We start from the raw sequence: 25,459 nt of genomic DNA, 5'->3' as shown, positions 1-25,459 counted from the left end.
TATGAGTATTGAATTAACCGATGCCTAGCGCAATTTTCGCATAACGAGACATCATATCTTTACTCCATGGTGGGCTCCAAACGATATTCACTTCTGTATCCGATATCTCTGGAATTTCCGCAAGTACCATTTTAACTTGGTTAACGATTTGAGGTCCCATAGGACAACCCATTGATGTTAAAGTCATTTCCACCGTACATAGACCTTCATCATTAACATCTACATTATATACTAAACCTAAGTTGACAATATCTATGCCTAACTCAGGATCAATAACCATTTCTAATGCATTTAATATACTATCTTTTAATCCTTCATCCATTCAACTCACCTCTTCGAATTTAATGATACTAACAATATATCAAATATCTTACAAAACGCCAATAAAATGCTATGATATTCATACACCGATTATCAAACATTAAGGAGATTTAAATGGAACCCTATTTAATTTGTCTAGATTTAGACGGCACGCTATTAAACGATGATAAAGTCATAACACCATATACAAAACAAGTATTAACACAATTACAACAGCAAGGTCATAAACTTATGATTGCTACTGGTAGACCTTATAGAGCCAGTCAAATATATTATCATGAATTAAATATGGATACACCAGTCGTTAACTTTAACGGGGCCTTTGTACATCATCCTAAAGATGAACATTTCGAATCAAAACATGAAGTTTTAGATTTAGATTTATCTAGAAACATTATTCAATCGCTCAATGATTACGGTGTATCTAATATCATAGCTGAAGTAAAGGATTATGTCTTTATTAATAATTTTGACCAAAAATTATTCGACGGCTTTTCAATGGGTAATCCGAAAGTCGAAACCGGTGACTTGTTAAGTTCACTGACAGAATCACCAACATCTATCTTAGTCGAGGCCGAAGATATCATGATTCCTCGAATCAAACAAATGCTGACTCGATTTTATGCAGAAAATATAGAACACCGTAGATGGGGCTCACCATTTCCAGTCATTGAAATTGTAAAACAAGGTATTAGCAAAGCACGTGGTATAGATTATGTGAAATCACATTTGAATATCGATAGAAATCATATTATTGCATTTGGTGATGAGGATAATGATTTAGAAATGATTAAATATGCGAAGCATGGCATCGCAATGGCCAATGGCTTAGATGAACTAAAACATGTCGCTAATCGTATCACGTACTCTAACAATGAAGATGGTATTGGACGTTATTTGAACGACTATTTCCAATTAAATATGCCATATGAGACTTCAACGCATTCTAGCATTTAATACTATACTAGGAGGTATCTTATGAATAAAATCGTAGTTGTTGGTGCAGTTGCAGGTGGTGCAACAGTTGCCAGCCAAATTAGAAGACTAGATCAAGAAAGTGAAATTGTCGTTTTCGAAAAAGACCGTGATATGAGTTTTGCAAATTGCGCATTACCATACTACTTAGGTAATGTTGTAGATGCTCGTGACAAAGTAATAGAAGCTACCCCTGAATCTTTCTACGATGCAAAACAGATTAATGTTAAACCCTATCACGAAGTCATCTCTATCGACGATATGACAAATACAGTGAAAGTATATGATCGTGTGCATGATACAACGTTTGAAGAAACTTATGATACGTTGATATTAAGTCCAGGTTGTCGCGCAAACACATTAAACCTAGATAACTCTATTGCTTTCACTTTAAGAAACATGGAAGATACCGATGCGATTGAGACTTTTATTGAAAAAAATCAGGTTAAAACAGCACTTGTCATAGGCACAGGTTATATTGGTCTCGAAATTCTTGATAATTTATATGAGAGAGGTATTGCTCCAACACTTATTCATCGCTCAGAACATATTAATAAATTGATGGATCAAGATATGAATCAAGCTATTATAGATGAAATGGATCAACGCAATATTTCCTATCGTTTCAATGAACAGGTTACTAAAGTGAATGGTAATGAAGTTCATTTTGAATCTGGTAAAGTAGAAAGATATGACTTAATCATTGAAGGTGTCGGTGTTAAACCAAACTCCGAATTTATTAAATCATCAAATATTCATTTAGATGATAAAGGATACGTGCCGGTAAATGCACAATTCCAAACTAATATCTCAAATATTTACGCACTGGGTGACATCATTACTTCGCACTATCGTCACGTAGATTTACCTGCGCATGTACCCTTAGCATGGGGTGCACACCGTGGTGCAAGTATTATCGCTGAGCAATTAGCTGGAAATAAAGACATTCATTTCAAGGGTTTCTTAGGTGCTAATATCGTAAAATTCTTTGACTATACGTTCGCCAGTGTCGGCATTTCACCTCAAGAACTGTCAAATTTTGATTATGAAATGGTAGAATCTATACAAAGTACACATGCAGGTTATTACCCAGGAAATACTAAGCTACATCTCCGCGTGTATTTTGATAAGTCAAACAGACGTATCATCCGTGCTGCTGCAGTAGGTAAAAAAGGTGTAGACAAACGTATTGATGTACTCTCAATGGCAATGATGAATAAACTAACTATAGATGAGCTTGTTGAATTTGAAGTTGCCTATGCGCCACCTTATAGCAGTCCGAAAGATATCATTAATATGATTGGTTACAAGGCACGTAATAAATAAATATACACAATCATTCAAATTAGTTATCTGAAAAAATAAAAGGCAGAAACATGAAAAAACTCATGTTTCTGCCCTTTTTATGCCTGTATTATGTTCTTTTATAAACCAAACATTTGTGTTATAGGCCCCATCGGCAAGATAGTGCCTATAATCATTGTCAAAATAATAACAGCTATTGTCGTCCACATTAAGCCATGACTTGGTTGCCCTTTTTTACGTTTTGTAATGGACACTTCCATCAACGCAATCACAGCAACGCCGCAAATCATTTTTAACGTCAATAACATATGTCCACCAGCATCACCTGATGAAAAGGCTTGAATCCAAACCCAAAAACCAGAAATTAAGACTAAAAGCATAAATAATCTTAATAACATTTGAATCGGTTTAAAATAAGGTGAAGCACCTTGTTTTTCAGAAAAATTAAAATAAGCTGCAAAGAAAAGGATAATCAATAATACCCAACTTGCAATATGCATATGTAACATCGTATATAACCCCCCACACTATTTTTTCTACTATATAAAACAGAAATTATTGGGAATGGCACAATCATCAATTTTTCTAAAAATGATTTTGTAGTCACACCCCGGTATGGATAACTAAAATTGAAAAGCTTAGTATAAGCACATGTTCAATTCAGTCACCTGCTACCTAAATAATAAAGAATCTGAGACAACTATTTTATCTCAGCCTCCCCTAATCATACTTAAAATCTTCATACATTTCAAAAAGAATAACTGTCAAATTATTATAACATTTAAAATTATATACATATTTTCCTACTTTTGACGAAATAAAACGCCCGAGACATATTTTAGTGACTCGGACGTTTCTTAATATTAATTATTCAGCAATAAAGTTTGTTAATGTACCAATATTATCGATTGTAACTTTAACTTCATCACCAGGTTGTAAGAATTTTGGTGGGTTCATGCCGGCACCTACACCTGCAGGGGTACCTGTCGCAATGATATCTCCTGGGTGTAACGCTACGAATTTTGAAATTTCTTCAATTAATTCATCAATTTTTAAAATCATTTGACTTGTATTCCCGTCTTGACGAATTTCATTGTTTACTTTCGTAACAATATTCACATCTTCAGGTGTTGGCAACTCATCTTTCGTTACGATATAAGGACCAACTGGGCAACCGCCTGTTAAGCTCTTAGAAAGGAAGGCTTGATCTTGTGCGTTTTGCGCTTTGCGATCCGTAATATCATTAATAATTGTATAGCCATATACATAATCTAGGGCAAGTGCTTTAGGTATCTTCTCACCGGATTTTCCGATTACAATACCCAGCTCACCTTCATAGTCTAATTGATCTGTAATATCTGTATGATTAGGAATTGTACTATTATCACCCGTTAATGACGAAGCCGCTTTTGTAAATACGTATAAGCGTTGTACTTCGTGATTTAACTCATTGGCATGTGCTTGATAATTGCGACCAAAAGCTATCACGTTATTCGTCGGTGTTACAGGTGGTAAAAATTCAATATCGCTAAATTGAACTTTATATTCATCGCCTCTACCGCTATCTTCCGCAGCTACAACTGCTTTACGAACTTGTTCCTGAAAATCAACTGTTTGATTTTCTTGAAGTCCATTTAATAACGTTTTAGGGTGGAATGCACCTTCAGCAAAATCTGCAAATACTTTTTTCAAGTCCCATGCAGCTTCTTCACGTTTAACTTTCACACCATAAGATGTCTGTCCTTCATGTCTGAATGATAGAAATTTCATTCAATATCAGCTCCTCATCTATATCTTATTTCATATTATAACTATATTTACTACTAAATAACAAATAAATAACTAGTATATACAAAAAATTCTGGCCATTTCATACTGAACAACAGTTTTAAAAATCCAACTAAAAGTATCGTCTAATTAATGAGACCACTTGTCATTAGCCTTCGATAGACAGTTGTCCAAATTTGAAGAAATATAAATAACCTTTAACATCTGTTTTTAATATCGTCTCCAAGGTATTACGATAATACTCCATTTGAACTTTATAGCGAGACCTTAGTTGTGCACCGATCTCATCATCACTCATGCTACGTCTTCTGTTGAATGCATCTGTCTTGTAGTCCACAAAATAGTACTGTCCATCTTTCACAAAAATTAAGTCAATCATCCCTTGGATAATAGATGTATCATCTAAGTCTTCTTCTTTGCGATCAACTTTCGCTTGATTTACAACAAACGGTAATTCACGATAAGTTGCGTCACTATTTGCAATCATTTGATACAAATCGCTGTCAATAAATTGATAAATATCTTCAAATTGAATGTCTGTCTTCGCATCTTCAGGAATAATATGTTTTTCTATGAGTTGATCTACATGTGCTACAATATCCTTTTGTGACAGCCCTTCTATTTTAAAAGGTAAATGTTGCATTACTGTATGCATGAGTGTTCCGACTTCATTGGCTTTTCTTTTTTTACTATGACTTAAAAATGCTGGTCGTTCATACGAAGTCGTGCCTATACGATACTGCCTCACTCTATCATAATTAGTATCCGATTGTTCCGTTTCAAGTTGACGTTTTAATTCCGACACTGATTGTTTCGAAGGCTTTTCAATCGCATCCTGAAATGGATATTCATAGCTTAATTGTTCATGGATTTGTGCTTTCAAAACATCATTTCCGGTATGAATCGTCTGAATGTCTTCAATAGAACGTTGTTCATCTGACGAAACGACAATTTCTGAAGCGATATCTTCATAAAATTCTGTATTCAATTGAACATAAGGCTTCATTGCTCGAGGAATGTCGTCAATTGATGACTCAAACCGCAATGTATTCGGTAATGATGATGATTGATATTTGGCTAAAATAGGATAAATCATGTCTATTGGGCGTTGTGCTGTAAGTCGATAGCTCACTGGCAGATGTGTGTCCGATACAGAAACTTGTTCTAGTTGTGTAATTTCTTTTTCATCTTTTACACGACCAATCAAGAATAACTGCTCTTTCGCACGGGTTAATGCAACATATATCAATCTCATTTCTTCAGAAATCATTTCTTTTTCTGCGATTGCCTTATAGGTTACTGATGATAATGAGGGATAAGATAGTTGACGTTCAATATCATAATAAGTCATCCCTAGACCATAGCTTTGATTTAAAATCACAGGTTGACGTAAGTCATCACGTCTAAATTTGCGTGATAACCCCGAATAAATAACAAATGGGAACTCTAATCCCTTACTACTATGAATGGTCATCATTCTCACAACATCGTCATTCGGCCCGACAATATTTTCTTCTCCAAAATCTTTACCGCGCTCTATCAATTCATCTATAAATCGAATAAACTGATACAAACCACGGAAACTAGAATTTTCAAATTCTACAGCTTTATTAAACAAACCGTATAAATTGGCACGACGTCCTTTGCCACCGATAATGCCACTAAAATACTGAATCACATAGTGATCATTATAGAATTTATCAATCAATTGATATACGGGATGATTCTGACTATAAGCTTGGTAGTGTGCGATATCTTTTAGAAAGGCTGCTAGCTTTTCAACCAAAGCCTGCTCCGCTGTGTCATCTACCATATAATGTTTTACAGATTGGTAAAAATAATCGTCATTAGGGCTACAAACACGGATTTTAGATAATTCATCTTCCGTAAATTGATATATCACTGACCGCATTAAGCCAACTAAATAAATATCTTGTAATGGATTATCTACTGTTCTTAAAAACGACAAAATCAATTGTACTTCTGTTTGTTCGAAATACCCTTCCTTACTGTTAACATGAAATGGAATATTGTGATCCTTAAACGCCTGTTGAATTTTTCTAGCTTGTCCATAAGACCGCTCTAAAATCACAATATCCTTATAATTCGGTTTACGATATTGCTCAGTTTTCACATCATAAATTTCATGTTCACTCATAATTTTCTCTACTTGTTGAACAATATATTCCGCTTCTTGTTCGGAACCATTTAAGTCGGAACCTGCATCTTCAATGAGCATATTCATTTGTACGTCGTGTGGTCGATCATCAAAAGGCGCACCATAGTATAACTGTGCCGCATCATCATAGACAATCTCACCTACTGCCTCATCCATCATATGTTTGAATAGATAATTGGTGGTCGTTAAGACTTCTTCTCTAGATCTAAAATTCTGAGACAAATCAATACGCATGCCATTTTCTGAGCCATCTAACGTAAAACGCTGGTATTTTCCAATAAATAAGCTTGGATCCGCCTGTCTAAATTTATAAATTGATTGTTTCACGTCACCAACCATAAATAAATTACCGTCAGACTCATTGCCTCTCTTGATACATGAGATGATTTTTTCTTGAACACGGTTCGTATCTTGATATTCATCCACCAATATTTCTTCAAACTGATTGCGATACATGTCTGCAATTTCCGAAGGTTGTCCCTCCGCATCCATTAACACACGTAATGCAAAGTGTTCGTAATCTGAGAAATCTAAGATATTACGACTACGTTTTTTCTGATTAAACTGCTCAATCACATCTGACGTTATTCGTGCAAGATATGCGACTCTAGGTGCAAGTCGTTGCATATCTAGTTTTAAATCTTCTGCACTACGGGAGAAGTAATCTTCTTGCACCTTTTCAACCAGTGCCTTATATTGATCATAATATTTTTTCCCATCATCATATGCATCCAGCATCATTTCATTAGCTTCTTTGATTTTTTTATTTTTAGCTGGAAAACGTGCTTCAAATTGATGATCAGCAATAATTTGCGTATTGAGTACGCCATCTTCAAGTGCTTGTGCGATAAACCGGCGCTCTTTATCTAATACTGCTACTTGCTTATCCACTTCTTCTAGCATCATGAATAAATCATAACTTTTATTTAAGGCCTCAAGTGCTGAATTCATAAATATCATGGCTAAATCATTCAATAGTTGTAAAAGCGATGCTTGTTGTGTTTCATCCTCATAGGGTTTCGCTAAATGTTGCAACCAATGTAAAGGATCAGGATTAGCGACACTGAAAAAATACATTTGTTTAATTGTACTTCTTAACAAGTCATCATTTCGATCTGATGAAAGTTGTTCCGTTAAATCTACAAAATGAGGATCCAATATATCATAATGTTGCTCTAATACCTCATCAATTGTTTGTTCTAGCAATAAGATATTCTCCGCTTCACTACTCGTTTTAAAATTAGGGTCAATATCCAACACATCGTAATGCTGTTGTATTAACTTCAAGCAAAAACTATGTAGCGTCGAAATTTGCGCTTGATGTATTTTCACACGTTGGTTCTTCAAATGAGCATTATCAGGATGGTCAATAGAGGCTTCTTGAATACGTTGATCAACACGATGTTTCATTTCTCGTGCACTTGCATTCGTAAATGTAACCACTAATAATTTATCTACATCTATTTCATCTTTAATAATACGTTGAATGATACGCTCCACCAATACTGCTGTTTTACCTGAACCTGCCGCTGCAGCAACAAGTACGTCCTGTCCTTTTGCGTAAATACTTCTCCATTGATTATCCGTCCAGCGTGTATCAAGTGGTTTAACTGGGATTTCACTCATTATGACTCATCCTCACTTTCTAACGTAACATCTTGAATTGCTGTAAGTGGATCAATCGATTCATCCACTGTACGATATCTTTTGCTATCTACCATTCCATCCACATGACAGACTGATTTATAATTACAAAAATCACAAGGTAGCGTCTGATTATATTTCATAGGTGCAACTTCTGTATGACCATCCATAATATTAGAAGCTGTTTCAATAAAATTTTGTTTATTATGTTGTATAAGTTTATGAATAGTTGCCTCATCTGCGACTTTACTATTACTTTTAATTTCACCATCTTTTTTTAGTCCTAATGGCACAATGTCAGAATTATAACTTGGTTCCAATCTTGTATCAAATGCATCTAATACCGTGGCATCACTGTTCAATAAACCACTCAGTTTAAATGACTGTATAAACTCTGAATCTCTATTTTCTTCGGTCAATTGGTTCCACGCCAATTTTATTCGTGGTTCATGTACATGAAAATACAGCAGGCCACCTGGCTTCGTCATATCCGTTAAGCCTAAGCGCGCTTTATTTTGAAGTACAATATCCATATAAGTCATCATTTGCATCTGCATACCATAATACACTTTGGTTAAATCTAACGTTCCACTATGTCTAGACGATTTATAGTCAATGATATTTACAAAACTTTCATCACCATGCTGATATGTGTCAATACGATCGATTTGTCCACGAATATTAATAGGTACACCTTGTGTCGTTTGTAATGGTGCTGCAAGCAACTCGTTATGATCACGCGGCTTTCTTCTGAAAGCAGCCTCAAAACGTTGTGGTGTAAACTTAGAATGCGTGCCTTGATATTTCAGTGCGGTTAATGTCGTTTCTACGATTGCACCTATCCGTTGTGATAAATAGCGATAATATGCCGTTGAATCTAATAAATTGAACTGAACTTCTGGTAATATCTCACTTAAAGCTTCTGCGGTTAATTTTCGTATTTGTTTTGGATTTAAATTTTTAAAATCACCATTAACTTTCTCAGAAATCAATTTTAATACGCGATGGAAAATATCTCCTAAATCAAAGTTTTCCAATTTGTATTTGGTACGTTCATTTAGCCTTAAACCATGCGATGCAAAATGTTTAAAAGGACAAGCCTGATAACCTTCAAATCTCGAGACACTTGCATTAATCGTCTTACCATACAAATCTTGCGCCAATGACTCACTTAATTGGACAGTCTGGTTATCATATGTGAGTGCTGACAATAAATAGTTGAGACCTTCATTTAAGCGCGTATCATCACGCATCACCTGGTAGGTGTCTAGCCATGTATCAGCCACGATTTCATCATCAAGCCACGCCTTTAATGATTCAAACAATGCTATTTTCGTTTGATGTGGATGTTCCATTAATTGTAAGGGCTCCGCTTGATGTAGATGTTGTATATTTTGAACTTCTAAATTCGTAAATAGTGCTTGAATTTGCTCTAAGAATGGACTTGGTTCCTTCACATCTCCACTCGTTCCCATTAATGCATAAGAAAACGTGATATTGGCTCTACTACGCGTCATCGCGATATAACATACAAACGCTTCATCCATTTGTAAAATATCTGCAGTCGGGCTTAATTCTATTGATGCATGTGTTTCAAAGTATTTTTTCTCTTCATCAGTAATCAAACTAGATGCCGTCACAGTTTGTGGTAATACACCGTCATTCATGCCTACTAAATAAACATGTTGTTTGTTATCTACCTTCGCCAAGTCCATTGTTCCTATACTCACTTGGTCTAATGTTTGTGGTATCATGACAAATTCTAATTGCTCAAGCCCAATATCAAATAATTCTAAAAAACGTCCCTTAGACATAGCTTGTTCTCCAAATACAGTAACTACATCGTCCAATGTCTGAATAAAACCATTCCATATTTGATCAATTTCTTCTGCTTCTTTGTGCTGACCATTCACATCTAAGGTGTCGCGTTCAGTCATTAATTGGCTTGGTAAATCAAAAGATTCCATTGCTTCATAAAATGCAGTCGCAAATTCGATGGCCGTTGTAGCATCATTCATTCGGGATTCAAACAACATAATTTTATCTATGACATCTGTTTTCAATTGAATAACACGTTCAAATGTTTCTCGTTCCTCATCCGTGAGTGGCTGACGCTTGAGTCCCATTTTTCTAAATTGCTCTATTTCAAAATATTGATGGTCTAACCAACGTTTTCCATAAATGCCACGTTCTAACACAAAGTTTTCTAAAATATCTATGAGATAATTACTATCTTTAAATTTTTTAGATAACACGTTCGTTTTAAATAAACGCATTAACGGGTCAAAGTTCCAGCCCGTTTGAATCACTTCAATGAGTGAACGAATAGTTTCCATAACTGGATGATGTGTCATCGAAGCCTTCACATCAATATGATATGGAATGTCATATTGCGGTAATATCGATTCCATTAAATAAGCATAGGACTCATCGCGATATAAAATTGCAATATCCTGAAAACGTCGTCCTAACTCACGATTTTCTCGCAAAATACGACGCGCAACTTCATTGATTTCTTCTCGCATTCCAGATGCTTCAAGTACTTTGATATCACCATGTGCCGCAACAGGTTCGAATTGCAATGCATTAAAATGCTTTTCTAAATGTTTTAAGTCTGCATTTTCAAATCTTTGTACTTTATCAAAACGTTGAATATTTAATTCTAATTTCAATTCATGCGCAATGCTTTCAATATGCGACAATGATTCAGATGGTTTTCTAAATAAGCTGAATAAATCTTTATCGCCATCAGTAGTTAACACGACTGTAACTTTCTTAGCATATTGAACGAGATGTTGAATGATTTGATATTCCAATGTTGAAAAGTTATGGAAGCCATCAATGTAAATTTCAGCACGTTTGAGCCATTCAGATTGATTCATCATTGATATGAAGCGTTGCAAACTATCCTCTGTAGAAACATACTCCCCTTTAATACGATCTTCTAAATGTTTATAAACGAGTGCGATATCTTGTAATTTGTGTTTCGTTCTAGTTTGTAATTCATTTTCTGCAATATATGTTTCTAATTGTTCAGGTGAGACTGCATATTTTTTAAAATCTTGTATTTGTTCATACAGTTTTTCACTAAAGCCATAATACTTCACTTGAGAACGATAAAGTTTCAGCTCTGATTGGTGCTGTTGTATGATGTCATATATCATCATCTCTGTACCTGATTTAGACAATGATTGCTCCATTAAACCGCCAACTTCTTGGAAAATACGGTGACTTAAGCGTTCAAAGTGTAACACCTCAGTTCTCAAACTACCATTTAAAGTTGCATCATTTACAAATGCTTGCTCTAATTGAAACGTATTCTGTGTAGGCGCAATTAAAATAATCGGATCACCTAAGGGATTGTCACGCATCTTCTGTTTAATTTCTTCAATAATGGTTGTAGATTTACCAGTTCCTGCTCTGCCAATATAAGCATTTAATTCCATAATATACGCCAACTCCTTTGACTCACATTTTAACACATAACATGTCATGTTATGTCATTTCATGAAGTACTTCTTCATGCCTCTTTATGCAACCAAAAAAGACGAAACACTTTTTTCAATAAGCATTTCGTCTCGCATAGATTATATTTTATTTTTCATAATTTGTATCTGGATTAAAGCCAAATTTCATTTCATTAAGTGGCCAGAAACTAAATGATACTTTACCAACAACTTGATCTTCGTCAATCAAACCAAATGAACGACTATCTTTGCTGACTTCACGGTTATCACCTAATACAAGTAATTTACCTTTTGGAATTTTATTTTTCCCATCAACTTGATTATGATCTTTCGTTTCAAAACTTCCTGTAATGTAATTAACTTGCTTATGTTTTTCATTATAATCTAAATATGGTTCTTTAACTTTTTTACCGTTAACATATAATTGGTCATCTTTATATTCAATATTATCGCCTTCTGTACCGATGATACGTTTTACATAATCATTCTCTTTTGTAGCATGGAAGACGATTACGTTACCTTTTTCCAGTCCTTTAAATTTTTGGCTAAATAAATTTACGATTACGCGTTCGCCATCTTTTAATGTAGGATCCATGGAATCACCTTTAACTGTATACGGTTTTGCTACAAAGTTGACAATCAGCGCGACCAAAGCGACTGCAACAGCAATGGATATAATCCATTCGACTATTTCTTTTCTCAATTTTTACACCTCATCTATTTAATTAAAATTCACTGTAAATGCTTTAAACGGATAATATCTCAAACTGACATCTCCAATAATATCTGCTTTTTGTACAAAACCAAATGTCCTTGAATCTTGCTTGTGACTACGTTGATCATTCAATACAAAATAAGCATTAGGTGGAATAATATCACCTTCAGAGTGTTTGATATCTCTCAGTGATAAATCATCGACACCTTTATTAGCATATGTTTCTTTCACCTGTTTGTCATCTCTATATAACACACCATTTTTAAATGCTATTGATTGACCAGGTTTGCCAATAATTCTACTAAAATAAATTTTATTTCCGTTACGATACATAATCATATCATTATTATCTAACAAATCAAATGTTGTTTTAATTTTATTGATAATAATACGATCACCTTGCTTTAAATTAGGACTCATATTGTGATCTTTAACGACTGACCCAGTTATTATAAAAGCCTGAATCAACAGTACAATAATAATCGCTAGTATTATCGAAATCAAATGTTTTAATATTTTTCGCAAGTTGTCACTCCTTTGACGCATGCATAAAATGTTGCTCGAGTTTTCTACCAATAATCCAAACGACAATAATCACACTGGCAACAGTCGCCAATCGCAACGGACTAGAAAATAGCGACGTAATATCTTTGCCTAACCAACCAACAAGTCCAATCATTATAAATTTGGACACAAGTAAGACAATTAAATATGCTCGCGCTTTAATATGCGACAAACTTGCAACGATATTTACCAACGCGCTCGGTGTAAACGGAAAACACATCAATATAAATATAGGAATAACACCCTTACGATCTATAAAATGAATTAACCGTTGAACTGCTTTTCGACGCTGTATCTTTTTCATATATTTTGTATGCGTAAATCTTCTAAAACATAAAAATACAATAAAACTTCCTGCGACCGTGCCTAGCCACGCTAACAATGTACCAATGAACCAACCATACGCATTGACATTCACAATAACAAATACAATGATTGGTAAAACTGGAAGAAAAGCTTCAATAAAAGGTAATAAAAAAGCAACTATGTAACCTAAACTGCCAAACATTTCGACCCATTGCTGCACTTGTGTTTCTGTCATCGTACCAATCCTCACACTGTCTATTCAACTTAATTATAAGTGTAAAGTTGCTATTTTAAAACTATAAACTATTCAGCACAATATAAATCAGTCTTAAGAATGAACTTTCTCAATCTATATAGCACTACCTATAACATAATTAATTACTATGTGCAGATTCGATTCAGCAATATAATACATATAACCCGAGACATCCACATGTCCCGGGTCATATTATTCTTATATTAAAATGATATATTCATTTGGATTATAAACGTTTTTCTAGTGCTTCTTTTTTATCTTCAAAACCAGCTTTACCTAATAATGCAAACATATTTTGTTTATATGCTTCTACACCTGGTTGGTTGAATGGATTCACACCTAATTGATATCCGCTCATTGCACACGCTAATTCAAAGAAATAAACGACATAACCGAATGTTTCTTCATCAAGACGTGGGATGTTTAGAACGATATTAGGAACGCCACCATCAGTATGTGCTAATAATGTACCTTCGAATGCTTTCGTGTTAACTTCATCGATTGTTTTACCAGCAAGGTAGTTTAAACCGTCTAAGTTATCGCTGTCTTCTTCAATCGTAATGTCATGTTTTGGATTATTGACTTTAATTACTGTTTCGAATAAGAAACGACGACCTTCTTGCACATATTGTCCAAGTGAATGTAAGTCAGTAGTGTAATTAGCACTAGAAGGATAAATACCTTTATAATCTTTACCTTCAGATTCACCGAATAATTGTTTCCACCATTCATTGAAATATTGCATCGAAGGTTCATAGTTAATCAACATTTCAGTGTCATAGCCTTTTGCATATAACACATTACGGATTGTTGCATATTGATAAGCAATGTTATCTTCTAAGTTCTCTGATGACAATTCTTCACGTGCTTTCGCTGCACCTGACATCATTGCTTGAATGTCAATGCCTGCTACCGCAATTGGTAATAAACCAACAGCTGTTAATACAGAATAACGGCCACCGATATCATCTGGTACTACAAATGTTTCATAGCCCTCATTTGTTGCTAATTGTTTCAAGGCACCTTTTTCTTTATCAGTTGTTGCGAAAATACGCGCTTTTGCTTCTTCTTTACCATATTTATTTTCTAAAAGTTGCTTAAATAATCTGAACGCAACTGCAGGTTCTGTAGTAGTACCAGATTTTGAAATAACATTGACTGAGAAATCTTTGCCATCTAAGTACTGTACTAATTCTTGTGTATAGCTTGATGATAAGTGATTACCTACAAAGACAATTTCAGGGTATTCATCGCTATTTCTAAATGATGACGTTAACATTTCTATTGCTGCACGTGCACCTAAATATGAACCGCCAATACCGATTACTACGAATACATCTGAATTTTCTTTAACACGTTTCGAAGCTTCTAATATACGTGAAAACTCTTCTTTATCATAATCAACAGGAAGATCAATCCAACCTAAGAAGTCACTGCCGGCACCTGTGCCTTCATGAATCGTTTTATGAATTGATTTAACGATATCTTTTTGTTGTTGTAATTCATGTTCGCCGAAAAATTCTAAAGTTTTGCCATAATCTAATTGAATATGAGTCATTTTGAATTGCCTCCATTTTTTTATTTAATATTATTTTACTAAGTTTATTTTGAGTATTCAAACAACTAGCCTAGTTATTATTAAAAATAATCATATCTACTTATCGTACTCACCACATCCCACACTTTTTATATTCAACTTTTTATACAAAATCAAATCATCCCAATATTACATAAACACCTTTGTTACAGAACAAAAAATATCAACATTACACATTCACGTTACACACATTTTTGCATATTTATGTATTAAAATGGTTTTATTTTCATTTTTAATCTGCTATAATCATTTTTAACAAATCCATAAAACAAATTTTAAAAACTATCAATTGAGGTGGAACTATGAAAGATAAAATTGTATTAGCATATTCTGGCGGTTTAGACACAAGTGTTGCAGTTAAATGGTTAATTGATAAAGGCTACGATATCGTCGCTTGTTGTTTAGATGTCGGTGAAGGCAAAGATTTGGAATTAGTACATCAAAAAGCATTAGATATGGGCGCAATTGAATGCCATATCATCGATGCAACAGAAGAATTCAGCCAAGATTTCGTGGCGTATGCGATTAAAGGTAATTTGATGTATGAAGGTATGTATCCCTTAGTTTCTGCATTATCAAGACCATTGATTTCTAAAAAATTAGTAGAAATCGCAGCAAAAACAAATGCAATAGGTATTGCACATGGTTGTACTGGTAAAGGTAATGACCAAGTACGTTTTGAAGTAGCCATTAAAGCACTCGATCCAGATTTAAAAGTATTTGCACCTGTAAGAGAATGGGCTTGGAGTCGTGAAGAAGAAATAGATTATGCAATAAAACATAATATTCCTGTACCAATTCAACATGATTCTCCTTATTCAATTGACCAAAATTTATGGGGAAGAAGCAATGAATGCGGCATACTCGAGGATCCTTATGCTGCCCCCCCTAAAGATGCCTTTGATTTAACACGTGAATTGGAAGACGCACCAGATGAAGCCGAAGAAATTGTACTTTCGTTTGAAAAAGGTATACCAACTGCTTTAAATGGTACATCATATCAGTTAAGTGAATTAATATTAATGCTGAATAAGCAAGCAGGTAAACATGGTATTGGTAGAATTGATCATGTAGAAAACAGATTGGTTGGCATTAAATCTAGAGAAGTATATGAAACCCCTGCTGCTGAAGTTATTATTAAGGCACATAAAGCACTTGAAACGATTACATTAACGAAAGATGTGGCACATTTTAAACCTGTAATCGAGAAACAATTTTCCGAACAAATTTATAACGGGCTTTGGTTCTCTCCATTAACAGACAGCTTAAAATTATTCGTGGATAGTACACAGGAACACGTTTCTGGTGACGTACGACTCAAACTTTACAAAGGTAACGCTACAGTCAACGGTAGACAGTCCCCTTATACACTTTATAATGAGCAATTAGCAACATATACAAAAGAAGATGCATTTAATCAAGCATCAGCCGTTGGATTCATAGATATCTTTGGTTTACCGACTAAGGTAAATGCGATGTTGCACGGTGGTTATAATCATGAGTAGTAAAGCATGGGGTGGCAGATTTAGTGCACAACCAGAAGCATGGGTCGATGCATTTAATGCATCAATAAACTTCGATAAAACACTGATTGAATATGATGTACAAGGTAGTATCGCACACGCTACTATGCTAGCAAATCAAGACATCATTTCAGAAGAAGATTGTAAACAGATTATTGATGGTTTAAACGCAATACTAGTTGATTATCAACATGGCAATCTAGCTTTAGACGAATCACTTGAAGATATACATTTAAATATCGAACACGAACTTATCAAACGTATTGGGGATGCTGGAGGAAGACTACACACAGGACGAAGCAGAAATGATCAAGTTGCGACAGACATGCATTTATATACAAAATCAGAAGTGAATACTTTAATTGCATTAATCACTTCATTTCAAAAAGCAATTGTTAATATTGCGGAAGCACATATTGATACAATTATGCCTGGTTATACGCATTTGCAAAGAGCACAACCTATTTCATTTGCGCATCATATACTCACTTACTATTGGATGCTCGAACGTGACAAATCACGTTTTCAGGATAGTTTAAAACGTATAGATATATCTCCACTTGGCGCTGCTGCCTTGAGTGGTACAACATATCCTATTGACCGTCATGAAACACAAAAGTTATTAGACTTTAGCGCAATTTATAAAAACAGTATAGATGCTGTAAGTGATAGAGATTATATCGTAGAAACGTTACACAATATCTCTTTGACGATGGTTCACTTATCAAGATTTGCAGAAGAAATTATATTTTGGTCATCTACTGAAGCAAATTTTATTACACTATCGGATACATTTTCTACGGGGTCATCTATTATGCCACAGAAAAAGAATCCTGATATGGCAGAATTGATTAGAGGTAAAGTTGGCCGTACATCTGGTCATTTAATGAGTATGCTCATGACATTAAAGGGGTTACCTTTGGCTTACAATAAAGACATGCAAGAGGACAAAGAAGGCTTATTTGATGCAATTCACACTTTAAAAGGATCACTCCGTATCTTTGAAGGCATGATAGATACGATGACGATTAATGTAGACCATTTGGAACAAACAGTCCATAATGACTTTTCCAATGCTACTGAACTCGCGGATTATTTGGTCAACAAAGGAGTGCCATTCAGATCTGCACATGAGATTGTTGGTAAACTTGTGCTTTGGGCAATACAACACAATGTATATTTATTAGATGTACCATTATCACAATACCAAAAAGCATCTCAATTCATAGAATCAGACATCTATGACTATTTAACACCACAAAATTGTATTAATCGTCGCGTCAGTTATGGTTCTACGGGACAAGTAGCAGTCAGACAACAATTAGCAATAATCAAAGAAAATTTAGCATAACACAATGCAATTCGGCACTGGATAGGTATATCTAAACTTACCTTATTCAGTGTCTTTATTTTGTTTTAGTTCAAATAGCTCCAATTTTTTAACAGATGTTTTGTTAATGAGGCGAAAAAAATGTAATTCGAAAATTAATTTTATTTAGTTTGAATTATAATAATGTAAATTCTATTTTCAACATATCCCTTTTTATGTAAGGTAAAGTTATATTTCAGATTAAGGAGTGACATCATTATGAATCATGCAAATAAAGTCATCGCCACAACATTAGCAACGATTACATTAACTGGTCTTTGTACTACTACTGCAATTGAGGCGAGTGGTCATGGTAACAACAATGCCCAACACAATGTTAATACTTCAAACCAACAAAATGGTAACTCTAGTCAAGCTCATGGAAACCAAAAAAAAATACATAATTTAACTGGTGAAAAATTTGCAACGATTGCGCATAGAGGTGCGAGCGGTTACGCACCTGAACATACATTTTTCTCATATGATAAAAGCCATAATGCTATCGGCGCATCTTATATCGAAATCGATTTACAAATGACTAAAGATGGACATCTCGTTGCTATGCATGATGAAACTGTTGATAGAACAACGAATGGTACAGGAAGAGTCGATCAATACACACTTAAAGAATTGAAAAAACTTGATGCTGGCAGTAAATTCAATTCGCAAAACCCACAATATGCCAATTCAAATTATAAAGGCGCTAAAGTACCAACATTAGATGAAATTCTAAATCGTTATGGTACAGATGCTAATTATTATATCGAAACGAAATCACCAGATGTTTATCCAGGCATGGAAGAAAAATTATTAAATACTTTGGATAAACACCAATTATTAAATAATAATTCGTTAAAAAATGGACATGTACTCGTTCAATCATTTTCAGAGGAAAGTTTACTCAAAATGCAAAAACTAAATCCAGCAGTGCCACTCATTCGCCTATTGGATAAAGGTGAATTAACAAGTATGACACAACTGAACTTTAATCAAATCAGACAATATGCTATAGGTGTCGGCCCTGAATATACAGATTTGACTAAACAAAATGTTAAAAATCTAAAAAAAGCTGATTTACTCGTGCATCCATTTACTGTCAATGAGCCAACAGATATGAAACGATTAAATGAATATGGTGTTGATGGTGTGTTTACAAATTATCCTGATGTATACAAACAAATTATTAGTGAAAATGAGCAACAACATAAGCATAAATAAAAGCGCATGTTAATTTAGAGAGGCTATTATAAACGTCCACAAATTATACAAAAAGACCTTCATTCCTATTTTCATAAGAATGAAGGTCTTTTTAAATTGCTGAATTCGTTTATTTTAAATTATGCCCAACCACGGTAACGCGCTGCTTCTGCAGTACGTTTAATACCAACAATATATGCCGCTAAACGCATATCAATTTTTCTGTTTTGAGCTAATTCATAAATAGTATCAAATGCAGTCGTTAATTTTTCACGCATTTTCGTGTTAACTTCTTCTTCTGTCCAATAATAACCTTGATTATTTTGTACCCATTCGAAGTATGACACTGTTACACCACCAGCACTTGCTAGTACGTCTGGTACAAGTAAAATATCACGTTCAGTTAAAATACGTGTTGCAGCTGGTGTCGTTGGACCATTTGCTGCCTCAACAACGATACCTGCTTTAATATCATGTGCATTATCTTCAGTAATTTGATTTGCAATTGCTGCAGGTACTAAAATATCACAGTCGATTTCAAACAATTCTTTATTTGAAATTGTTTCATCAAATAAATTCGTTACAGTACCGAAACTATCTCTTCTATCTAATAGATAGTCAATGTCTAAACCTTCTGGATCGTGTAAAGCACCATAAGCATCTGAAATACCAACAATTGTTGCACCCATGTCATACAAGAATTTTGCTAAGAAACTACCAGCATTACCAAATCCTTGAATCACAATACGTGAACCTTTAAGATTTAAACCTCTTCTTTGTGCTGCTTGTTCAATCGCAATTACCACACCTAATGCTGTAGCACGATCGCGTCCTTGTGAACCACCGAGTACGATTGGTTTACCAGTGATAAATCCAGGAGAATTAAATTTATCTAAAGAACTATACTCATCCATCATCCATGCCATGATTTGAGAGTTAGTAAACACGTCTGGTGCCGGAATATCTTTTGTAGGTCCTACGAATTGAGAAATTGAGCGCACATATCCACGAGATAAACGTTCTACTTCATGAATACTCATTTGACGAGGATCACAAACGATACCACCTTTACCACCACCATATGGTAAATCAACGATACCGCACTTCAATGTCATCCACATTGATAATGCTTTTACTTCTTCTTCGTCAACATCTGGATGGAAACGTACGCCACCTTTTGTTGGTCCAACTGCATCGTTATGCTGTGCACGATAACCTGTAAATGTTTGAACAGTACCATCATCCATACGTACTGGTATTCTTACTTGTAGGAAACGCAATGGCTCCTTTACTAAATCGTACATCCCATCGTCAAACCCCAGTTTATGCAATGCTTCTTTAATAATTTGTTGCGTAGAAGTAACTAAATTATTATTCTCAGTCATGATTCATTTCGCCTCTTTTTCGTTACTAATGATTTCGCTTTCATGCTAATTGTAACATAAGATTCACCTTTTTAAAGAGTTTTCAAAACATATGTTACAGAAGTGTGAATTTATTTAAAAACACTTCTTACTTTATCTAATGCAAAGTCTAATTCTTCTTTAGAAATAATAAGCGGTGGCGCAAATCGGATAACAGTATCATGTGTTTCTTTACATAATAAACCTTGCTCTTTTAAAGCTTCACAATAAGGTCTTGCATTCTCATTTAATTCAATACCGATAAACAATCCACGACCTCTTACTTCTTTAATTGAAGGATGGTCAATCTTTTGTAATTCTTCTTTAAAATAATTCCCCAATTCTAATGAACGACCTGGTAAATCTTCATCCACAATAACATCTAATGCTGCATTTGATACAGCACATGCTAATGGGTTCCCCCCAAATGTAGAACCATGAGAACCTGGTGTAAATACACCTAGGACTTCTTCATCTGCAAGTACTACAGAAATTGGTAGTACACCACCGCCTAATGCTTTCCCTAAAATATATACATCTGGTTGAACGTCATCCCAATCCGTTGCAAATAACTTACCTGAACGTCCTAATCCTGCTTGAATTTCGTCAGCAATAAATAATACATTATGCTCATCACAAAGTGCTCTAATTTCTTTTAAGTAGCCTTCTGGTGGCACATTAATACCAGCTTCACCTTGGATTGGTTCGATTAAAATTGCAGCAGTATTTTCGTTAATTGCTTCTTTAACAGCGTCAATATCACCAAAATCTACTTTACGGAATCCATCTAATAATGGACCATATCCACGTTGATATTCTGGTTCAGATGATAACGATACAGGTGCCATTGTACGACCATGGAAGTTACCATTGAAAGCAATAATTTCTGCTTGATCTGGAGCTATGTTTTTAACATCATATGCCCAACGACGCGCAGCTTTTAATGCAGTTTCTACTGCTTCTGCACCTGTGTTCATTGGTAATGCTTTTGATTTTCCAGAAAGTTTGCAGATTTTTTCATACCATTCACCTAAGTTGTCACTGTGAAAAGCTCGAGAAACTAAAGTCACTTTATCGGCTTGATCTTTCAAAGCTTGAATTATTTTCGGATGTCTATGCCCTTGGTTTACTGCAGAATATGCTGATAACATATCCATGTATTTGTTGCCTTCCGGATCTTTAACCCAAACACCTTCAGCTTCTGAAATGACAATTGGAAGTGGTACATAGTTTTGTGCTCCGTAATGATTTGTTAATTCAATGATTTCTTCTGATCTTGACATGATATCTCCCCTTTGTAATTATTTAAGAGCAAAATGACTCTTAAGCAATACTTACCCATAGCATAACGTATTTATAGTTGAACTGAAACTATTTTCTAAAATAGCTGCACAGATAAGTTTAAAATGACGTTAAACTACTAAAAAATAAGTATCTTAATTAATAGTATTAATTGCGGCTATTTTTATGTAAGCCCTTACATACATAATGACACACTCCAGGGTTTGATTACAAGCTTATTTTCTTTCATTTTCAAAAGTAAAATTAGTTTTAATTAACTTTGCATATAACCGTATATTCATACGCGATAATACTAAAAAAACGCATAAAAACACACAATCAAAACCATGTGAATATATGCGTTTCAATTACTTACTTTTTGTCAGTTCTTGGTAACGGATAAAAACCTTTATTAAATTGTTTCCATAAGTTTGGTGGTAAATGATGTCTGTCTTTTCTTTCTGGATCAAATTCAGAAATTATTTCATCTTCTTTACCATCTTTAATTTTACTAATAAAATTATGATCTAATAATATTTCTCTACCTAAGGCAATAAGATCAACATGAGTAGATTCTACCGCTTCAATTGCTTGCTCTGCCGTAAATATTGAACCAATACCAATCAGTGGCATACGCCCTTCAATCCATTCTAGCAACAATTTCACACGTTCCTGTCCTTTATATTGACCTTCACGCGTTTTCGAATGTATGTCCATTAATGATACATGTAAGTAGTCTAATGGTTTTTCGATTAAATGTTTAACTAATGATTGTGTAATTTCCATGCTTATACCTGGCGTTTCTGCCTCTTCTGGTGAAAATCTATAGCCAACAATAAAGTCTTTACTACCATATTCTTTTACTGTTGCTGTAACTTCATCAACAACTTCAGATACAAATTTCAATCGGTCTTTGCCCCACGCATCATCACGACGATTATAATATGGTGATACAAATTGATGAATCAAGTAATGATTTGCCCCATGTATTTCCACACCGTCAAAACCAGCTTCAATAACTCTGCGTGTCGCTTCACCAAATGCCTTAATTGTTTCTTGAATTTCAACTTCTGTCATTTCACGTGCATGATGCTCCTCTTGTTCACCAAAACTTTTCATAGATATTGGACTTGGTCCAGCAACATCACCGTCCGGCGTTAAATTTGGCAAAGCTTGTACACCACCATGGTGAATTTGAACAATAGCCTTAGCACCATTTTTCTTCATAGCTTGTGCTAAACGTTTCAAGCCTTCTAAATTAGAATCATGTGCAACAGATGGTTGACCTGGAAATGCTTTTCCCAAATCAGTTACATTACTTGCAGCTGAAATTGCTAAGCCTACATCTTTTGAACGTTGCTCCATATAAACAACTTCCTCATTTGAAATCGAACCGTCATCATGAGATGACACATGTGTCAATGGTGCCAATACAAAACGATTATCTAAAACAACTTTATTCGGTAGTTTAACTTTTTCAAAAAGCGGTTGAAATTTTTTATTCATCATTACGTTTCCTCCTACAATTAACCTTGAAAATTTAATCAATATCATTTACTCATTCATTGTATCTAGGTCGAACTTACTTTCAAATAAATATGCTCATGCATATATTTTTAATTATATCCCTATTGATGAATTTAAAACTTACCATCACAAAGTTGTCATAAAATACTTTTCCCCATAAAAAAACTGACACTTCAAAATTGAAATGTCAGTACTTTAAAGATGCTTTATTCATCTTTAATCGCGTTTTTAGACTGTTTAATCCAAACCGGCAAGCGTTCTTTAATTGTTTGAAACCCGTATCTTTCGGTTTCCTTAATTTCATCTAATACTGATTGTTTTTCTTTCTTACGTTCATAATTTTTAAAATAGTCATTATCTTTTAAAGAAAGATTTAGTTTTCCTTCATCATCAATTGAAATCACTTTCGCTCTTACAATTTGCCCTTCTGATAAAAACTTTTTCAAATTATGGACATAATCATCCATAATTTCAGAAATATGAATCAAACCTTCAGCATTGTCAGGGGTTTCTACAAAAGCGCCATACGGTTGAATACCAGTCACACGAACTTTGATATGTTGACCTACCTTATAGTGATTATTCAACGTGATAACCCCTTATTTCGTATTACTTAACACTATTATAATAGCATACATTGTAGCATCACACTAATATTATAGTAGAAAAATTCAATATTTTGTCCATTTCGAAATGATTCCGCGCATTATTGATGCTCATGATTCCATTCGCTTTCCATTTACAAACAAGATATAGATAATTCCAATGACAAAATATAATCATACTAATATTCAATGTAGCAGCGGGCAATCATAATCAAGCCGATGAAATTAAAATAAACACGACGACAAACCAAAAGTCTAACAGGCACATTACCATGCAGCAATGACGCGTTAGACTTTTGTAATTAAACATCACATTCAAAACGGATTGGTTATGGATGCAATGCTTCTCGTATTTTTTACTCTACAAAATCAATTGAATCAATTGTAATATCATGTAATGGTTTATCTTGTGGACCCACTTTAGTATTCGCAATATCTTCAAGCGTATCTTTTCCTTCGATTAACTGACCAAATACTGTATGTTTTTGATCTAACCATGGTGTCCCACCTGTGTTGCTATATGCTTCTACTATCGGTTCTGGCCAACCACCATCTGCCAATTGACTTAACATCGATTCAGGAACTTCATTCATTTGCACGATGAAGAATTGTGATCCATTAGTATGTGGACCTGCATTTGCCATTGATAGCGCACCATAAATATTAAAAGCTTCTCTTGAAAATTCATCTTCAAAAGGCTCTCCGTATATGCTTTCGCCACCCATGCCTGTTGCCGTTGGGTCTCCACCTTGTACCATAAAGTCATTGATGACACGATGGAATGTTACGCCATTGTAATAACCATTTTTTGCATGTGTCACAAAATTTTCAACAGTTTTCGGTGCAATATCCGGCATAAGTTTAAAAGTCATATCACCTTTGTTTGTGTGCATTACAAGTTTAATCTCATTACCATTAATTTCTTTGTTTAACTGAGGATAGTTCGTCATGTTCATTCTCCATTTCATGTTAATATGATATATGTATTCTAACATAAAAAGAAGGGATGTATGAATGATGTTATATCGTTTTGCACATAAAACTGGCAGTTACGGTGTCACTATTAAAGAAGAAAATGGTGATCAAGTACTTGTTCAAGTGGAACAAGTGATTAAACACCCAAAACAAGGTGATTTACACAACCCTAAAGAAACAGAAAATGTATTTTTCCATGAACGTAAAGCGCTCAGTCAATTTGAAAAAAGATACGCTCAAAAATCACAATTGAAACAATTCGATGTTGAACCGATGTCTTATTGTGATTCATTACAGCAAGCAATTTCAAATTTAGAGGCAAAATTAAAATCACAAGATTCATTGCATGCGTCTATGTCTCTTGAAAATTTACAACGTTTAAAACAAGATTACGGCATTCAATATAAACAAAATTTTGAATAAAAATACCGTGTTTCTTCATATTTAATAACATATGTATCG

General features: G+C 34.4%; 20 protein-coding genes. 6 read left to right on the top strand and 14 right to left on the bottom strand.

Annotation, left to right across the window (positions count from 1 at the left end):
- Positions 1-13: 13 nt before the first annotated feature.
- On the bottom strand, positions 14-322 hold the full coding sequence (locus tag BJS11_RS06375; RefSeq protein WP_069994939.1) for a metal-sulfur cluster assembly factor: 309 nt from the start codon (positions 320-322) through the stop codon (positions 14-16).
- Positions 323-435: 113 nt separating this feature from the next.
- On the opposite strand from BJS11_RS06375, the gene BJS11_RS06370 reads away from it, so the two are divergent.
- Entirely contained in the window at positions 436-1,278 is an 843-nt protein-coding gene (locus BJS11_RS06370) for a Cof-type HAD-IIB family hydrolase (RefSeq protein WP_069994940.1), read from the top strand.
- A gap of 21 nt (positions 1,279-1,299) precedes the next feature.
- Positions 1,300-2,622: a CoA-disulfide reductase gene (locus tag BJS11_RS06365; protein WP_069994941.1), complete on the top strand. Its 1,323-nt coding sequence runs from the start codon at positions 1,300-1,302 to the stop codon at positions 2,620-2,622.
- A 98-nt stretch (positions 2,623-2,720) separates the two neighbouring features.
- On the opposite strand, the gene BJS11_RS06360 is transcribed toward BJS11_RS06365, so the two are convergent.
- The 8 genes from BJS11_RS06360 to BJS11_RS06325 all read right to left on the bottom strand — a co-directional run bounded on the left by BJS11_RS06360 (position 2,721) and on the right by BJS11_RS06325 (position 15,078).
- On the bottom strand, positions 2,721-3,110 hold the full coding sequence (locus tag BJS11_RS06360; protein ID WP_069994942.1) for a YisL family protein: 390 nt from the start codon (positions 3,108-3,110) through the stop codon (positions 2,721-2,723).
- A 358-nt stretch (positions 3,111-3,468) separates the two neighbouring features.
- Positions 3,469-4,371, bottom strand: a complete 903-nt coding sequence (locus BJS11_RS06355) for a fumarylacetoacetate hydrolase family protein (RefSeq protein ID WP_069994943.1) — start codon at positions 4,369-4,371, stop codon at positions 3,469-3,471.
- Positions 4,372-4,537: 166 nt separating this feature from the next.
- Complete coding sequence (gene addA / locus BJS11_RS06350) at positions 4,538-8,197, bottom strand: helicase-exonuclease AddAB subunit AddA (protein WP_180365209.1); 3,660 nt, start codon at positions 8,195-8,197, stop codon at positions 4,538-4,540.
- Entirely contained in the window at positions 8,194-11,658 is a 3,465-nt protein-coding gene (addB, locus tag BJS11_RS06345; protein WP_069994945.1) for a helicase-exonuclease AddAB subunit AddB, read from the bottom strand. Before addB ends, addA begins: the two co-directional genes overlap by 4 nt.
- 148 nt (positions 11,659-11,806) lie before the next feature.
- Positions 11,807-12,382 carry a signal peptidase I gene (lepB, locus tag BJS11_RS06340; RefSeq protein WP_069994946.1) on the bottom strand — a complete coding sequence of 192 codons (576 nt, stop codon included), beginning with the start codon at positions 12,380-12,382 and terminating at the stop codon, positions 11,807-11,809.
- Positions 12,383-12,400: 18 nt separating this feature from the next.
- Positions 12,401-12,919 carry a signal peptidase I gene (lepB, locus tag BJS11_RS06335; protein WP_069994947.1) on the bottom strand — a complete coding sequence of 173 codons (519 nt, stop codon included), beginning with the start codon at positions 12,917-12,919 and terminating at the stop codon, positions 12,401-12,403.
- A 4-nt stretch (positions 12,920-12,923) separates the two neighbouring features.
- Positions 12,924-13,499, bottom strand: coding sequence for a TVP38/TMEM64 family protein (locus BJS11_RS06330; protein WP_069994948.1), 576 nt, complete (start codon positions 13,497-13,499; stop codon positions 12,924-12,926).
- A 247-nt stretch (positions 13,500-13,746) separates the two neighbouring features.
- Positions 13,747-15,078, bottom strand: a complete 1,332-nt coding sequence (locus tag BJS11_RS06325) for a glucose-6-phosphate isomerase (protein WP_069994949.1) — start codon at positions 15,076-15,078, stop codon at positions 13,747-13,749.
- 341 nt (positions 15,079-15,419) lie between these two features.
- Between BJS11_RS06325 and BJS11_RS06320 the strand changes: the two genes are divergently transcribed.
- The 3 genes from BJS11_RS06320 (at position 15,420) to BJS11_RS06310 (ending at position 19,227) form a co-directional block, all read left to right on the top strand.
- The gene (locus tag BJS11_RS06320; protein ID WP_069994950.1) at positions 15,420-16,622 is read left to right on the top strand and encodes an argininosuccinate synthase; all 1,203 of its coding nucleotides are present in this window, start codon (positions 15,420-15,422) and stop codon (positions 16,620-16,622) included.
- Entirely contained in the window at positions 16,615-17,991 is a 1,377-nt protein-coding gene (gene argH / locus BJS11_RS06315) for an argininosuccinate lyase (RefSeq protein WP_069994951.1), read from the top strand. Before BJS11_RS06320 ends, argH begins: the two co-directional genes overlap by 8 nt.
- A gap of 237 nt (positions 17,992-18,228) precedes the next feature.
- Positions 18,229-19,227, top strand: a complete 999-nt coding sequence (locus BJS11_RS06310; RefSeq protein ID WP_069994952.1) for a glycerophosphodiester phosphodiesterase — start codon at positions 18,229-18,231, stop codon at positions 19,225-19,227.
- A gap of 119 nt (positions 19,228-19,346) precedes the next feature.
- Here BJS11_RS06310 and BJS11_RS06305 read toward each other — a convergent pair whose 3' ends face one another.
- The 5 genes from BJS11_RS06305 to BJS11_RS06285 form a co-directional block, all read right to left on the bottom strand.
- Positions 19,347-20,591: a Glu/Leu/Phe/Val family dehydrogenase gene (locus BJS11_RS06305; RefSeq protein ID WP_069994953.1), complete on the bottom strand. Its 1,245-nt coding sequence runs from the start codon at positions 20,589-20,591 to the stop codon at positions 19,347-19,349.
- 110 nt (positions 20,592-20,701) lie between these two features.
- Positions 20,702-21,892: an ornithine--oxo-acid transaminase gene (locus tag BJS11_RS06300; RefSeq protein WP_069994954.1), complete on the bottom strand. Its 1,191-nt coding sequence runs from the start codon at positions 21,890-21,892 to the stop codon at positions 20,702-20,704.
- A gap of 370 nt (positions 21,893-22,262) precedes the next feature.
- The gene (locus BJS11_RS06295; protein ID WP_069994989.1) at positions 22,263-23,396 is read right to left on the bottom strand and encodes an NADH-dependent flavin oxidoreductase; all 1,134 of its coding nucleotides are present in this window, start codon (positions 23,394-23,396) and stop codon (positions 22,263-22,265) included.
- Between the two features lie 227 nt (positions 23,397-23,623).
- On the bottom strand, positions 23,624-24,004 hold the full coding sequence (gene ygs / locus BJS11_RS06290) for a S1 domain-containing post-transcriptional regulator Ygs (protein ID WP_017722342.1): 381 nt from the start codon (positions 24,002-24,004) through the stop codon (positions 23,624-23,626).
- A 374-nt stretch (positions 24,005-24,378) separates the two neighbouring features.
- Complete coding sequence (locus BJS11_RS06285; RefSeq protein ID WP_069994955.1) at positions 24,379-24,972, bottom strand: peptidylprolyl isomerase; 594 nt, start codon at positions 24,970-24,972, stop codon at positions 24,379-24,381.
- 67 nt (positions 24,973-25,039) lie between these two features.
- On the opposite strand from BJS11_RS06285, the gene kapB reads away from it, so the two are divergent.
- Positions 25,040-25,420, top strand: a complete 381-nt coding sequence (kapB, locus tag BJS11_RS06280; protein ID WP_069994990.1) for a sporulation phosphorelay system protein KapB — start codon at positions 25,040-25,042, stop codon at positions 25,418-25,420.
- The last annotated feature ends 39 nt before the right edge of the window (positions 25,421-25,459 follow it).

Origin of the sequence: Staphylococcus caeli (assembly GCF_900097965.1) — a bacterium.
GTDB classification, from domain to species: domain Bacteria; phylum Bacillota; class Bacilli; order Staphylococcales; family Staphylococcaceae; genus Staphylococcus; species Staphylococcus caeli.
This window is presented reverse-complemented; position numbering and strand designations above follow the sequence as displayed.